Below are 15,350 nucleotides of genomic sequence, written 5' to 3' on the forward strand. Positions count from 1 at the left end.
TTTTCCGTCATTCTTGGTCTAGACCGGCGCCATGACCCATGGTTTGCGGATCCGACGCCGCGCTTCTGGCCGACCGCATTCCCGGCTCGCATTTGCGCCGTTGCTGCTGCTCGCTCCCTATCCGGCGCTAGCACAGGATACCGCCGCGCCTACGCTGCCTGATACCGACGCTTCGTTGGACGCTATGCCTGATATCGGTCTGGACTGGCCCGACATGGATCAACCTGACAGCGTCGCGCCCTTGGCCCCTGATCCGGCCGATCAGGTTGGCGCGCCGATCGAAGCGTTCGACGTCACGACGACCGAACCGGCCGAAGCCGCCGCGACGTTCGCCGACGCGGGCGAAGAGCGGCGCTATACCGTGGCATTAACGGGACTCGATGGCGTTGCCGACACGACATTTCGTCAGCGTTTCGATGAGCTGTCGGTGCTGCATCAGGGCGAGGACAAGGCCGCGAACCTTGCCCAGATCAACCGCCGTATCGCAGAGGATAGAGACCTGCTTGACCGGCTTTTGCGTGCAAAAGGCTATTATGCGGCGCGCGTACGGGGCAATGTCGCGGCCCCTGTGCCGGGCAGCGACCGGCTGCTGGTGAGCTTCACGATTACGCCTGGCACGCGCTATCTTCTGTCATCCGTGGACGTGACGGGTCTTGCCGAAACGGGCGAGCGAGAGGCGACGCTGCGCGCGGCCTTTCCGCCCAAGGTTGGCGATCCGGTGGATGCCGACGCGATCATCGCGGGTCAGGCCCAGTTGGAAACGGCATTGTCGGAAAATGGCTTTCCCTTCGCCAGGGTCGACGAGCCTGAAGTGCGAATCGACCATGAAGAGCGCAAGGGCGACCTGGACATCATTATCGCGCCGGGGGGATATCGGCGCTTTGGGGCCATCCGCATGGACGATGACCGTCTGTTCGATGCCCATCATGTGCAGGAAATCGCACGTTTCGATCCCGACGACACCTATATGGCGTCGGATGTCGAGGATCTCCGCCGGGCGATCGTGGCAACCGGTCTGGCGTCGTCCGTGTCGCTGACGCCGCGCGATGCGGGCGATGGCGAGCATGTCGACCTGGATGTCGATGTGCGCCCGGCGCCGCTGCGGACGATCGCCGGCGAACTGGGTTATGGCACCGGCGAAGGCTATCGCGCGGAAGTCAGCTGGCAACACCGCAATCTTTTTCCGCCCGAAGGTGCCGTTACCGTGCGCGGAGTGGTCGGCACGCAGGAGCAGACCGCGTCCTTCACCTATCGCCGCAACAATTTTCACCGGCGTGACAATGTGCTGACCGGGCTGGTGTCCGTCAGCAATATTCGCCGCGATGCCTATGACGCCCGCACCATCACCCTGGCCGGTGCGCTCGAGCGGCAGACCAACATCCTGTTTCAGAAAAACTGGGTCTGGCGCATTGGCGCGGAGCTGATCGCGTCGGATGAAGCGGACGCCTTTTCCGGGGGCGCGCGGCGCACCTTCCTGATTGGCGCCGTTCCGCTCAGCCTGACCTATGACGGGAGCGATGATCTGCTCAATCCGACCAAAGGCTTTCGCCTCGGCGGGCGGATCAGCCCGGAATTGTCATTCCAGAACAAGACATTCGGATACACCAAAGTGCAACTGGACGGCAGTGCCTACCAACCGGTGGGCGAGCGCGTCGTCGTGGCGGCGCGCGCGCGCTTTGGCACCATCCTTGGCTCCACGGTCGATCAGATCGCGCCGTCCCGCCGCTTCTATGCCGGTGGCGGCGCGTCGGTGCGCGGCTATGGCTATCAGGCGATCGGCCCGCGCTATGGTGAGGATGACGATCCCGTCGGCGGCAAGAGCCTGGCTGAATTTTCGCTGGAGGGTCGCATCCGCTTTGGCAATTTTGGCGTCGTGCCTTTTGTGGACGCGGGCAATATCTCCACCAGTTTCCTGCCCCGGTTCCGGGACTTGCGGGTCGGTGCGGGCTTGGGCGTGCGTTATTACAGCAATTTCGGGCCGATCCGCGTGGATGTCGGCACGCCGATCAACCCGCAATCTGGTGACCCCAAGATCGCGGTCTATGTCTCGCTGGGTCAGGCCTTCTGATGCCCGAGGAAAGTCCGTCGCCACCTGTCATTCCGCCGCCTGCCGCGACCACGCCGCGCCGCGCCTGGGATGGGAGATGGCAACGGTGGGTGGCGGGCCTGCTCGCCGCGCTGTTCCTGATCATGGCGGGCGCACTGACGTGGCTTGATACCGATGGGGGGCACCGTTTCCTCGCCAGCCGGATCGCCGCGATACAAACCTCTTCGGGGCTGCGCATCCAGGTCGGCGCCATCGAAGGCAGCATCTATCGCAAGGCGGTGTTGCGCGACCTGACCTTGTCGGATCCGGCTGGGCCCTTCTTCAAGGCACCCAGGGTGGAACTGGACTGGTGGCCCTTCGCCTGGCTGTCCAATCGTCTGGACATTGACCGTCTGTCCATTCCGCAAGCGTCCCTCAGCAAGCTGCCCAAGCTCAACCCCACGCAGCGGCGCGGCCCGATCCTTCCGGGGTTCGACATCCGCCTGATGCAATTTTCGGTTGGCCGCCTGTCAATCGCGCCGGCCATAACCGGGCGGGCGCAGATTGCGACGATGGCGGGGGACGCCGACATTCGCGGCGGACGCGCGATCATCGACCTGTCCGCCCGTACGCTTGATGGCAGCGATGTCCTGACCATCGCGCTGGACAGTCGACCAGACGATGATCGCTTCAAGCTCGACGTGACGGTCAACGCCCCGAACAAAGGACTTTTGGCGACGATGGCCGGATTGCGACAAGACGCCAATCTGCGCATCACCGGCAAGGGCAGCTGGAGCCAGTGGGATGGCCAGTTGGACGCGACGCTGGACGGCGCACCCGCCGCCGATCTTGTTCTGGCGGCGCGCAGTGGCGCTTATTCGGCTCGCGGTTCGATCGAGGGTCGGGCGATCGCTGGCGGCGGTCTCATCCGGCGCATGGCCGACCCGCGCCTGTCCGTGCGCGCCGATGGGCGGTTCGAGAACCGTATCATCGATGGCAAGTTGATGCTGCGCTCGGCGGCATTTGACCTTACAGCGGATGGCGCGATCGACCTGCGCAACAACGCGCTCGACAACATGCTTTTGCAAGTGACGCTGGCCCGTCCTCAGGCTTTGCTGCGCACCATGGGCGGGCACGATATCCGGGCCAAGGTGCGGCTTGATGGGCCGCTCGACCGGTTGGGCTTCGATTATTTGCTGACAGCGCGCCAGCTCACATTCGACAAGACGGTGATCGCCGATGTCCGGGCGGAAGGCAGCGGACGGGGCGTGGGCGACGGTCCCTTGCTGATCCCGGTCAAATTGCGGGCAAAAAGGCTCGATGGTCATGGCGACCTTGTCGGTAATATCGTCCGCAATTTTGCGCTGGATGGCGTTCTCCAATTCAGGGGCCAGCAGCTCGTCAGCAATCCCATGGAGGTCAGGTCGGACAAACTTCAGGGCAAGCTGGTGATGCGGCTCGACCTGAAAAGCGGCCGCTATGATTTCGGCCTGGACGGCCAGATTCGCAGTCTGTTCATTCGGGGTCTGGGTATCGTTGACCTGACGTCCAAGCTCCGCGCGACGCCGCGTCCCGATGGGGGGTTCGGCCTTAGCGGCAATGCCTTGGCGCAGATGCGGCGGCTGGATAATGCTTTCCTCAACGGTTTGGGAGGCGGACTGCCCATCGCGCGCAGCGCCCTGGCATTGCGGCCAGACGGACAATTGGCGTTCAACGGCCTCACGCTCCAATCGCCCTTGCTCTCGCTCAGGGCGGACGGAATCAGGCGGCGTGACGGCAGTTTTCATTTCGAGGGCAGCGGCGATCATGACCGCTACGGCCCGTTGCAACTCGTCCTCGATGGCCGCATAGAACGGCCGACGATCGACCTGATATTGCAACGGCCCCTCGATGCCCTGGGCCTGCGCGACGTCAAGGCGCATCTGGTTCCCGACAGCGAAGGCTACAGCTATACCGCGCAGGGTGGGTCGATATTGGGGCCGTTCGACGGGCGCGGTGTGATCCTCCTGCCGCAGGGCGGGCAAGCGGTGGTCCGCGTGGCGCAGCTGTCGGTTTCCGGCGTCAATGCAAGCGGAGACATCCGCCCCTTGCCCGGCGGCCTGGAGGGGCAGTTGAGCGTCACTGGGCCAGTCACCGGATATGTCGGCTTCAGGCCCGTCAACGCTATCCAGCAAGTGCAGGTCAAGCTGACCGCCAGTGGCGCAAGCTTTGCCGGGCCGACCGTGATCGAGGTCCGGCGGGGATCGCTGGACGCCACCGTCCTGCTTGATCCGGACGGCACCAATGTTACGGCCACGGCGCAGGCACGGGGCTTGCGGCTGGGCGGCATTCTGGTGGGGCGCATGGCGCTTACCGCCAATCTGGTGGATGGCCGGGGCAAGGTCAGCGGCAGCCTGTCCGGCCAGCGGGGACGCTTGTTCGACCTGCAAGGCGAAGCGCAGGTCGAACCCGACAGCATTCGTTTGTCCGCCAAGGGGACGATCGACAAACGTCCCATTCGGCTGACCCGCGCGGCGCTTGTGACGCGAACGGCCGAAGGCTGGCGGTTGTCGCCCGCAACGATCAGCTATGCCGGCGGTTCGTTGCAACTGGCGGGCGAACTGGGCGGGGAATCCACGCATGTAGAAGCGCGGATGCAGACCCTTCCCCTGTCGCTGCTGGACATCGCCTACGATAATCTGGGACTGGGCGGCATGGCGACGGGATCGCTCAGCTACGCGCAGCCGCAGGGCGGTCCGCCCACCGGCAAGGCGGAGTTGCGCATTCGCGGCCTGTCGCGATCGGGCCTGTCGCTTAGCTCGCGACCTGTCGATGTCGGTGTCAATGTTGCATTGACGCCCGACCGCCTGGCGACCCGAATGCTGTTTGTCGCCGACGGACGTACGATTGGTCGCGGGCAGGCCTTGCTGACGCCGTTGGGCAGGGAGGGTGGCCTTGTTTCACGCCTCAACGCGGCGCCGCTCTTTGCACAGTTGCGCTATGCAGGGACAGCCGACACGCTCTGGCGGCTGACGGGCGTGGAAATCGTGGATATTGGCGGGCCGGTCAGCGTGTCGGCGGATATGCGCGGCACGCTCGCCAATCCGCAGATCAGCGGACAGCTGGCGACTGACAACGCAACGATCAACAGCGCCGTGACCGGTATGCGTCTGCGCAACGTCAAAGCGCAGGGGCGCTTTTCGGGTGCGCAACTGGTCATCAACAATTTTGCCGCCAGCGCGCAGAATGGCGGGTCTGTCACGGGCAGCGGGCGCTTTACCTTCAACGGTATCGCCGGCGTGGGCATGAATCTGGCGCTTCAGGCGGACAATGCCGCATTGCTGGAGCGGGATGACATCGCTGCCACGGTGACGGGGCCCCTGACGCTCAAATCCAACGGCGCGGGCGGCACGATCGGCGGCGACCTGATCCTGAACCGCAGCCGCTTCACCATGGGCCGCGCCGCGGCGGTGGCGCAAATCCCCGAACTGCGCGTGGTGGAAATCAACCGGCGCGGGGACGAGATCGAGCGGCCGCGCACCAGCGTGCCCTGGGCCCTGGCGGTGCATGCCCGCGCGCGCAATCGGCTGATGGTGACGGGCCTGGGGCTCGACAGTGAATGGCGCGCGGACCTCGATATCGGCGGGACCGTGACCAACCCGACCATTGCCGGGCGGGCGGAACTGGTGCGCGGCGGCTATGAATTTGCCGGCCGCCGGTTCGACCTGCGCGAAGGCCGGATCCAATTCGACGGCAAGACTCCCGTCAATCCCACGCTGGATATCGACGCCGAGGCGGATGTCAGCGACCTCGGCGCGACGATCCATGTCGGAGGAACCGGCTTGAAGCCCGACATCAGTTTCAACAGTGTGCCGGCATTGCCGCAGGATGAACTGCTTTCCCGAATCCTGTTCGGCACGTCGATCACCAACTTGTCCGCGCCCGAAGCATTGCAACTGGCGTCGGCCGTCGGATCCCTGCAGGGCGAAGGAGGGCTTGATCCCATCAACGCCGTGCGCAAGGCGGCAGGGCTGGACCGGTTGCGGATCATCGCGGCTGATCCGACGCAGGGGCAAGGCACGTCCATCGCCGCAGGCAAATATCTGACGCGCAAAACCTATGTCGAACTGATCACCGATGGTCAGGGCTATTCCGCCACCCGCATCGAATATCAGGTGACGCGCTGGCTGTCCCTGCTTGGCGCCATCTCCACGCTTGGCCGGCAGAGCGCCAACGTCCGTGTTTCCAGGGATTATTGATCGTGACCAACAGCCGTATCGATGCTGGCACCGCCATCAGCGTCACTGACCTGTTCACCATCGGCATTGGGCCGTCGAGTTCGCATACGGTGGGGCCGATGCGCGCGGCGTTGCAGTTCATGGATTGCCTGCCCACCGCGCCGCAGCGCGTCCGGTGCGAATTGTTCGGATCGCTGGCGCTTACTGGACGGGGGCATGCGACGGATACGGCCGTGCTTTTGGGCTTGTCGGGCCATAGCCCGGAAAGCGTCGATCCAGACGCGATACCCGACATTTTGGCTGCCATTCGCCGGGACGGCCGGATTCAGTCCGGCAGCGCGAAGGGCCAATGGCTGGATTTCGATGCCGAACGCGACCTCCTTTTCCACATGGGGGAGTTTCTGGAAGCGCACAGCAATGGTATGCGCTTTTCTGCCTGGTTTGCTGGCGATGATGCGCCGTTCGTGCGCGAATATTATTCGATCGGGGGCGGGGCCGTGTTGCCGGGCACCGTGCCGGTCAGCGATGATGTGGCGTTGGGCCATAATGTCGTGCAGCCCTATCCCTTCTCATCCGGCGTCGAGTTGCTGGAGCAGGGGGAGACGCACGGTTTTCCCATCGCGACACTGGTCCTGCGCAATGAAGGCGCATGGCGATCGCAGGCTGAGACGGAAGCGTTTCTGGACCGGGTCATCGACGCCATGTCGCAGTCCATCGAGCGCGGCCTTGCGCAGGAAGGGCTGCTGCCTGGCGGCCTTAAAGTGCGGCGCCGGGCGCGCGCCATTCATCAACGGCTACGGCTTCAGCAGGACGCGCTAGGTCCGGCGCAGATTTTCGAATGGGTCAGCCTGTTCGCTTTGGCGGTGAACGAGGAAAATGCTGCGGGCGGCCGCGTCGTCACCGCACCGACCAATGGCGCAGCGGGCGTCATCCCGGCGGTGCTGCATTATTATCGCCGCTTCGTTCCCGGCGCGGATCGGGAAGGGGAGCGCCGCTTTCTCCTGACCGCAGCTGCGATCGGATTTCTTTACAAGAAGCGCGCGTCCATATCCGCAGCGGAAATGGGCTGCCAAGGGGAAGTTGGGGTTGCCTGTTCCATGGCGGCCGCCGGGTTGGCCGCGGTATTGGGCGGCACCAACAGCCAGATCGAAAATGCTGCCGAAATCGGCATGGAGCATAATCTGGGCCTGACCTGCGATCCCATTGGCGGCCTTGTCCAGATCCCCTGTATCGAACGCAATACGATGGGTGCGGTCAAGGCGATCAATGCGGCCTACCTCGCCTTGCAAGGCGATGGCCGGCATATCGTGAGCCTGGACGCGGTGATCGAAACTATGCGCCAGACCGGCGAGGATATGGCGAGCCGCTACAAGGAAACGTCGCTGGGCGGGCTGGCGGTCAACGTCGTGGAATGCTGAACGAATTGACAGCCTGTCGCCTGTAGCGCTCATCTTAGCGCTCAATTGAGCCAGTTTCGTGTCAATAATGCAACAGAATCAGCTGTTTATCTGCCGTTCATGAAACTCTTGCCAGCCGCGATACTTGTGCGTCTCGTCCCCATCAGGGGAGAAGAATGACGAATGGAGTATCTGTTATGCGCAAGTTGATGGTCGCAACTCTTCTGGCAGGCGTTGGCGTCGCCACCCCCGCATTGGCGCAGGATGTAGGATCGACGTTCACCGGACCGCGCGTTGAGGCGATCCTGGGTTATGACCATGTCGGCGCCGGTAGCGACGTGGACAACAATAATGGCCGCGACGATCAGTCGATCGACGGTCTGCTCTATGGCATTGGTGCAGGCTATGACGTCAATCTGGGCAGCGCGGTCGTCGGTGTCGAAGGCGAATGGACGGATTCGACTGCCAAGAGTGATCGGTATGACCTGACCGACCAGTTCGGGTTCGGACGCGTCAGCCAGGGCCGCGACCTCTATATCGGCGCGCGTGCCGGTATTCTGGCTAACCCCGCCACGTTGGTTTACGTGAAGGGCGGCTACACCAATAGCAAACTGAACATCCTCGCCGGCAACACCGATGAGACGACCGATCGGTCGTTCAAGCTTGATGGCTGGCGCATCGGCGCAGGCGTCGAGCGCGCCATCAACACCAACACGTTCGCGAAGCTGGAATATCGCTATTCCAACTATACCGATGCTCACATCGATTACATGGACGGGGCGACCAGCGCCGACTTTGATGTCGATACGGATCGGCATCAGGTGGTCGCAAGCGTCGGCTGGCGGTTCTGACCATAAAGGGGGAAGGCTGGCTTGCGGCCAGCCTTCCTCCCGGCATTGGCAAACATGATTCGCGGACGCGGTCTTCCGTTGGGTAGCCTTCCGCCCCTACGGTTCAGCGGTCCAGTTGCTGCACCGCAACCAGAAGCCGGTTGTAAATCGTAAGCACTTGTTCTTCGATAGGTTTGGACGGATCAGGCTTTTTCACGCCGGATCGAATTGCCCATGCTTGCGTCAATTGAGCGGCCACTTGAGCCGCTATTTCCTTGCTCATAGCCATGACAATCTCCGGCTTCGTTACGGATGCGGCACAGCATGACGGATGTCCGGCCAGAGTCAATCGCGTTCGAGCCAAATTGCTGCATTGCGGCATGTTCGGCCGGGCATGGCAGCCATCCTGTGTCAGGTGAAAGCCAGGCTCAATCCAGATCTGCAATTTTCCACCAGCCCCCTATCTGTCGTCATGCGAAGATGGTATTTACAGCCTTGTGAGTAACGCGATTCCCCATAGCTATCCCGTAGGCATCGACCCGGACGACATTGATTTCATGGGCCATGTCAATAATGCCAGCTACCTTAAATGGGTGCAGAACGCCGTGCTCGACCATTGGCGCGCGCTGGCCCCTGCGGAGGCCGTGACGGAGCATCTGTGGGTCGCGCTCAAGCACGAAATCACCTATCGCAAGCCGACTTTTCTGGATGATGAGGTGATTGCGACCGTCCTGCTGGAAAAGGTTCAGGGCGCGCGCGCCTTTTACGAAACCGTTATTCGCCGTGGCGAAGAGGTTTTGGCTGAAGTCAGATCGAGCTGGTGCTGTGTCGATGCATCGACATTGCGACCGGTGCGGTTGGCGCGCGATGTCATCCAGCATTTCTTCGCAGCTGATGATGAAGGTGAAGACCAGCGCTGAACCATGGGAGAGGCGAACCTGTTTGTGGTTGGGCCTTGCCATTCGATCGGCAAACCGTCATATGCGCGATCGGGAGTCGGGCGGACGAGGCCGTCGCGAACCTGGTCAGGTCCTGACGGAAGCAGCCACAGTGATTCCGCCGCGGGTCGTCCCGGCTCCCACCCTCCAGCATCCGGCTTCGACAATCCCTGCCTGAACGGGTAGGACCCTATCATGTCCGATTCACCCCAGCCCTATCGCGTTCTGGCGCGCAAATATCGACCGCGCAGCTTCAGCGAATTGATTGGCCAGGACGCCATGGTCCAGACGCTGGGCAATGCGATCCGGCGCGGGCGGCTGGCCCATGCCTTCCTGATGACCGGCGTGCGCGGCGTGGGCAAAACGTCGACCGCGCGCCTGATCGCCAAGGCGCTTAATTGCGTCGGGCCCGATGGCCAGGGCGGTCCCACGATCGATCCATGCGGTCAATGTGAACCGTGCAAGGCGATCGCGGAGGGCCGTCACATCGATGTGGTGGAAATGGACGCTGCCAGCCATACCGGCGTCGATGATGTGCGCGAAATCATCGAGGCAGTGCGCTATGCGGCCGTTTCGGCCCGTTATAAAATCTACATCATCGACGAAGTGCACATGCTGTCGAAAAACGCCTTCAACGCCCTGTTGAAAACGTTGGAAGAGCCGCCGGCGCATGTGAAATTCCTGTTCGCGACGACGGAAGTCAACAAGGTTCCCGTCACCGTCCTGTCCCGGTGCCAGCGCTTCGACCTGCGGCGCATTCCTGCCGAATTGTTGGCGACCCATTTCACCCATGTCGTTGAAGCCGAAAGCGTCGCCGCCGAGCCGGAGGCCTTGGCGCTGATCGCCCAGGCGGCGGAAGGATCGGCTCGCGACGGGTTGTCCATTCTCGATCAGGCCATCGCGCATGCAGAAATGGACGACGGACCGTCCCTGGTGACGGCGGCGCAGGTGCGCGAGATGCTTGGGCTGTCCGATCGCGGGTCGGTGCGCCGGTTGCTGGCGCTGTTGCTCGAAGGGGAAACGGCCAGCCTCATTGCCGCCGTGCGGGAACAATATGCGCTGGGCGTCGAGCCGTTGGCGCTGATGCGTGGACTGATGGAACTGGTGCATGCCGTCACGCTGATGAAGGCCGGGCGTGACATTGCCAGTCCCGGTCAACCCGCGGAGGAGCGAGAGATGCTGGCCGACTGGGCCGCGCAACTCGGTTTCGCGCCGCTGCATCGCCTCTGGCAGCTGTTGCTCAAGGGGCATGATGAAGTCGCCAATGCGGTCCTGCCGATCGAAAGCTGCGAGATGGCGCTGTTGCGTGTCATGCATGCGGCAACCATGCCCGACCCCGCCGAGGTCGCGCGCCTGTTGCGCGAAGGTGGCGCGTCGTCATCAGCCAGTACGGAGGGCTCCAGCGCTGGTGCCGCGTCTTCAGCGCCGGCGTCTGCGCGTTTGCCCGCGACCTACGCGGACCTGATCGAGGCTTTTTGGCAGGGTGGTAAGGGGCAACTGGCGCAGGAACTGCACGATTGCGTGGGCGTGATCCGTTATGCACCGCCGCAATTCGACTATCGCCCAACGCCACAATTGCCAGCGGACTTTCTTGCTCGCCTGCTTCCCGCATTGCGGGAGGTGACGGGGACGGCGTGGCAGGTTGCGGCGGGCGAGGGGCCGGCTGAACCAACCCTGCTGGAACAGGAACAACGACAGGCGGCGGATACGCGCGCCCGGATTTTGGAAACCCCGGTGGTCAAGGCGGCGATGGCCGCTTTCCCCGATGCCGAGCTGGACGACAGGCTCGAACGATGGAGTGCAGAAGCATGAAGGACCTGAATGAAATTCTGGGCATGGCGAGCCGCGTCCAGGAAGAATTGCAGCGCGCCCAGGACAATCTGGACAAGTTGGAAGTCGAGGGCGCGGCAGGTGGCGGGCTGGTCAAGGTGCGCGCCTCGGCAAAAGGGCGCATATTGGGTGTCTCGATCGACGACAGCCTGCTAGCGCCGTCGGAAAAGCAGATGCTCGAAGACCTGATCACGGCTGCGTTCAACGACGCGCGTAGTAAGGCCGATGAGGTCAGCAATACCGAAATGGGCAAGATGACTGCCGGCCTGCCGCTGCCCCCGGGGTTCAAGCTGCCCTTCTGACCGGGGGACCTGGCCGGAATGATCACTTCTGGTTCATGACGGCCCTGTTATCACAGGGCCGATTGATTGACGTGCCGGGCATCCCCATAAAGGCGATGGACCGTTTGGATGGGTCGCGTTTCGGCCCCGGAGATTGAATGACTACGCATTATCCCCTGCTGCCGCTGCGTGACATCGTCGTGTTTCCGCAAATGATCGTTCCGCTCTTCGTCGGGCGCGACAAGAGCGTCGCTGCGCTCGAGGCTGCGATGGAAGGCGACAAGGAGATTTTCCTCGTGTCGCAACTGGACCCGGCGGAGGATGAGCCGGGCCGCGAGTCGCTTTATGATACGGGCGTCGTCGCAGTCGTATTGCAGCTGTTGAAACTGCCCGATGGCACCGTGCGCGTTCTGGTGGAGGGCAAACACCGCGCGCAACTGTCGGCCATGGAAACCAAGGATAATTATCTGGTTGCGGAAATCGCGCCGGTCGAGGAGCTGGCTGCCGAAGGCCCCGAAGCTGCCGCGCTGATGCGGTCCGTGGCCGAGCAGTTCGAGAACTACGCCAAGCTTAACAAGAAGCTGCCGGCCGAAACGCCCGTTCAACTGCGCGAGATTGAGGATGCGGGCCGGCTGGCCGATGCCGTCGCCGCCAACATCAATGTCAAAGTGTCGGATAAGCAGTCGCTGCTGGTCGAGGCAGATCCGGTCAAGCGCCTTGAAATGGTCTTCGCCTTCATGGAGGGCGAACTTGGCGTGCTGCAGGTCGAAAAGAAAATTCGTGGTCGCGTGAAGCGGCAGATGGAAAAGACCCAGCGCGAATATTATCTGAACGAGCAGTTGAAGGCGATCCAGCGCGAGTTGGGCAATGGCGAGGGCGAGGAGGGCGACGAGCTCGCCGAACTCACCGAGAAGATCGCCAAGACCAAACTGAGCAAGGAAGCTCGATCCAAGGCGACGGCGGAACTCAAGAAGCTCAAGGCGATGCAGCCCATGTCCGCCGAGGCGACCGTGGTCCGCAACTATCTAGACGTTCTGCTGGGCTTGCCCTGGGGCAAGAAGGGCAAGGTCAAGACCGACCTTAAAAAGGCGCAGGATATCCTGGACGAGGATCATTTCGCGCTCGAAAAGGTCAAGGACCGGATCATCGAATATCTCGCCGTCCAGGCGCGCACAAACAAGCTTAAGGGACCTATCTTGTGCCTTGTCGGGCCGCCCGGTGTCGGCAAGACATCGCTTGGGCGCTCGATCGCCAAGGCGACCGGCCGTGAATTCGTACGCCAGTCGCTGGGCGGGGTGCGCGACGAAGCCGAGATACGCGGCCATCGGCGCACCTATATCGGGTCGCTGCCCGGTAAGATCGTGTCGAACCTCAAAAAGGCGGGCACGATGAACCCGTTGTTCCTGCTGGATGAAATCGACAAGCTGGGCCAGGACTTCCGCGGCGACCCGGCGTCCGCTTTGCTCGAGGTGCTTGATCCGGAACAGAACAGCAAATTCCAGGACCATTATCTGGAAATCGACGTTGATCTGTCGGACGTGATGTTCGTCACGACCGCCAACTCGTTGAACCTGCCCCAGCCGTTGCTCGATCGCATGGAGATCATCCGGCTCGAAGGCTATACCGAGGACGAGAAGGTCGAGATTGCGGAGCGGCACCTGCTGCCCAAGCAGATTGACGCGCATGGATTGAAGGACGGCGAAGTCGTCGTCACCGAACCGGCGGTACGCGATCTGATCCGCTATTATACCCGTGAGGCGGGGGTTCGCACGCTGGAGCGCGAAATGGCGCGTCTGGCGCGCAAGGCGCTGCGCAAGATATTGGAAGGCGAATATGACAAGATCGTTATCACGCCGGACAATCTGGCCGATTTTGCTGGCGTGCGGAAATTCCGCCACGGCGTAGGCGAAGAAGAAAACCAGATTGGAGCTGTGACGGGGCTTGCCTGGACAGAGGTTGGCGGCGAACTGCTCACGATCGAGGCCGTCACCGTGCCTGGAAAGGGACAGATCAAGACCACCGGCAAGCTGGGCGAGGTCATGAACGAATCGGTCCAGGCGGCCTTTTCCTATGTGAAGGCACGCTCACCGGGCTATGGCATCAAGCCGAGCGTGTTCAATCGCAAGGATATCCACATCCACCTGCCCGAAGGCGCTGTGCCCAAGGATGGACCTTCGGCGGGCATCGGCATGGTCACGACGATCGTGTCGACGCTGACCGGCATCCCGGTTCTGAAAGATGTCGCGATGACGGGCGAGGTGACTTTGCGCGGACGCGTTCTGCCGATTGGCGGCCTCAAGGAAAAGCTGCTGGCGGCGCTGCGCGGCGGCATCAAGACCGTGCTGATTCCCCAGGAAAACGAGAAAGACCTAGCGGAAATTCCGGCCAATATTCGTGAAGGTCTGGAGATTATTCCGGTTTCCCACGTCGATGAGGTTCTGGCGCGTGCACTGGTTTCCATGCCCGATGCGATCACCTGGACCGAGGCAGATGATCTGGCCGCGCAGCCATCCGGTCTGACTGGCCGCGATGGCGATCCCAGCCTTCGGCACTGAAAAGTCACTAAAGTGAAACAATGGGCAGAACTCCTAGATTTTACTCCATATTGCGGAACAGGATGCAATTTTGGAGCAAAGCCGGGGTCTTCGTCGCTTTCCCTTTGACAGAGGCTGGAATCCGCGCCTTATTGCCCCGCCTACGCCGCGATTCCTAACTAACCAACAGCACAAGGGGGTTCCCAAGGCATGAACAAGCAGGATCTGATCAGCACGGTTGCTGAAAGCAGCGGCCTCAGCAAGAATGACGCGACCAAGGCTGTCGAAGGCGTATTCGACGCCATCACTGGCGCGTTGAAGAAGGGCGATGAAGTCCGTCTCGTCGGTTTCGGCACCTTTTCGGTTTCGCAGCGCAAGGCGTCGACCGGTCGCAATCCGCGCACTGGCGAAACAATGACCATCAAGGCCTCGGCCCAGCCGAAGTTCAAGGCCGGCAAGGGCCTGAAGGATTCGGTCAACTAAGGGCAAGGGCGTCCGTTTTGGCGGACGCCCGCTCTGGCTGACTTTGCCGGCGTCGCGGTCGGAAAGCCATTAGGAGAGAGAGGCGGATTGGCAGGGCATACCTGTCCTTCGCCCAGAGCCGAAAGCGCAAGGGGTAAAGGCGGAAACGCCTTTACCCCTTTTCCTTGTCGTGTGTCTCGACGCGGGCTGATGCGGACGTTAGGGATGCCGTCATGACGGTATGGACTAGGATGGTGTGGACCGCTCCTGCCTTGGCATTGGCAGCGTGCGGTGGAGGCAATTTCCGACCGGTCAGCGACCATCCGGTGCGGATCGGCCCGCCCTATAAGGTGCGAGGCGTTACTTATGTCCCCGCTGCCGATCCGCAGTATGACATGCTGGGCTATGCAAGCTGGTATGGGTCGGAATCGGGCAATCGCACTGCCAATGGCGAACGCTTCCGCGCCAAGTGGATCACGGCCGCGCATGTCACCCTGCCGCTGCCCAGCTATGTTGAAGTCACGTCCCTCGATACCGGGCGCACCATCGTCGTGCGGGTCAACGATCGCGGGCCGTTCGCCGGTCGCGGCCGGATCATCGACCTGTCACGCCGCGCGGCCGATGAACTGGGTATTCGTGCCCGAGGACACGCGGCTGTGCGCGTGCGACTGGTGAACCCGTCCGAAAAGGACCGCGCGAAATTGCGCAAGGGAAAGCCGGCGCGTGAGCGGCCCCGTGTATCTGAAACCACGCTCGCAAATTTGCGGGCGCAGCTAGCAGCGGGAATGGGCCAATGAATTCTTCTGGCGGTGATTTGTCGGCTTGACGGGCAGGG

Annotated in this window: 11 protein-coding genes and 1 other RNA gene; 11 read left to right on the top strand and 1 reads right to left on the bottom strand. The window is 62.4% G+C overall.

Annotation, left to right across the window (positions count from 1 at the left end; all coding sequences use genetic code 11):
• The first annotated feature begins 31 nt into the window (after positions 1–31).
• The 4 genes from SKA58_RS05400 (at position 32) to SKA58_RS05415 (ending at position 8,491) form a co-directional block, all read left to right on the top strand.
• Complete coding sequence (locus SKA58_RS05400; protein ID WP_009821363.1) at positions 32–2,068, top strand: autotransporter assembly complex protein TamA; 2,037 nt, start codon at positions 32–34, stop codon at positions 2,066–2,068.
• Positions 2,068–6,264 carry a translocation/assembly module TamB domain-containing protein gene (locus tag SKA58_RS05405; RefSeq protein ID WP_009821364.1) on the top strand — a complete coding sequence of 1,399 codons (4,197 nt, stop codon included), beginning with the start codon at positions 2,068–2,070 and terminating at the stop codon, positions 6,262–6,264. The genes SKA58_RS05400 and SKA58_RS05405 overlap by 1 nt, the downstream gene beginning before the upstream one ends.
• A gap of 2 nt (positions 6,265–6,266) precedes the next feature.
• Entirely contained in the window at positions 6,267–7,661 is a 1,395-nt protein-coding gene (locus SKA58_RS05410) for an L-serine ammonia-lyase (protein ID WP_037542628.1), read from the top strand.
• A gap of 176 nt (positions 7,662–7,837) precedes the next feature.
• Complete coding sequence (locus tag SKA58_RS05415) at positions 7,838–8,491, top strand: outer membrane protein (RefSeq protein ID WP_009821366.1); 654 nt, start codon at positions 7,838–7,840, stop codon at positions 8,489–8,491.
• Positions 8,492–8,594: 103 nt separating this feature from the next.
• Here SKA58_RS05415 and SKA58_RS19810 read toward each other — a convergent pair whose 3' ends face one another.
• Positions 8,595–8,759 carry a hypothetical protein gene (locus SKA58_RS19810; protein WP_156784140.1) on the bottom strand — a complete coding sequence of 55 codons (165 nt, stop codon included), beginning with the start codon at positions 8,757–8,759 and terminating at the stop codon, positions 8,595–8,597.
• A gap of 208 nt (positions 8,760–8,967) precedes the next feature.
• Between SKA58_RS19810 and SKA58_RS05420 the strand changes: the two genes are divergently transcribed.
• The 7 genes from SKA58_RS05420 (at position 8,968) to SKA58_RS05445 (ending at position 15,312) form a co-directional block, all read left to right on the top strand.
• On the top strand, positions 8,968–9,390 hold the full coding sequence (locus SKA58_RS05420; RefSeq protein WP_009821367.1) for an acyl-CoA thioesterase: 423 nt from the start codon (positions 8,968–8,970) through the stop codon (positions 9,388–9,390).
• 68 nt (positions 9,391–9,458) lie between these two features.
• Positions 9,459–9,556: signal recognition particle sRNA small type (gene ffs / locus SKA58_RS19370), an RNA gene on the top strand.
• A gap of 47 nt (positions 9,557–9,603) precedes the next feature.
• The gene (locus SKA58_RS05425; protein ID WP_009821368.1) at positions 9,604–11,220 is read left to right on the top strand and encodes a DNA polymerase III subunit gamma/tau; all 1,617 of its coding nucleotides are present in this window, start codon (positions 9,604–9,606) and stop codon (positions 11,218–11,220) included.
• The gene (locus tag SKA58_RS05430; RefSeq protein ID WP_009821369.1) at positions 11,217–11,540 is read left to right on the top strand and encodes a YbaB/EbfC family nucleoid-associated protein; all 324 of its coding nucleotides are present in this window, start codon (positions 11,217–11,219) and stop codon (positions 11,538–11,540) included. Before SKA58_RS05425 ends, SKA58_RS05430 begins: the two co-directional genes overlap by 4 nt.
• A 137-nt stretch (positions 11,541–11,677) precedes the next feature.
• Positions 11,678–14,074, top strand: coding sequence for an endopeptidase La (gene lon / locus SKA58_RS05435; protein ID WP_009821370.1), 2,397 nt, complete (start codon positions 11,678–11,680; stop codon positions 14,072–14,074).
• A gap of 189 nt (positions 14,075–14,263) precedes the next feature.
• A complete protein-coding gene (locus SKA58_RS05440) occupies positions 14,264–14,536 on the top strand; it encodes an HU family DNA-binding protein (RefSeq protein WP_009821372.1) in 273 nt (90 codons plus the stop codon).
• Positions 14,537–14,748: 212 nt separating this feature from the next.
• Positions 14,749–15,312 carry a septal ring lytic transglycosylase RlpA family protein gene (locus SKA58_RS05445; RefSeq protein ID WP_037542157.1) on the top strand — a complete coding sequence of 188 codons (564 nt, stop codon included), beginning with the start codon at positions 14,749–14,751 and terminating at the stop codon, positions 15,310–15,312.
• Positions 15,313–15,350: the final 38 nt, after the last annotated feature.

It is taken from the genome of Sphingomonas sp. SKA58, assembly GCF_000153545.1.
GTDB lineage: Bacteria > Pseudomonadota > Alphaproteobacteria > Sphingomonadales > Sphingomonadaceae > Sphingobium > Sphingobium soli.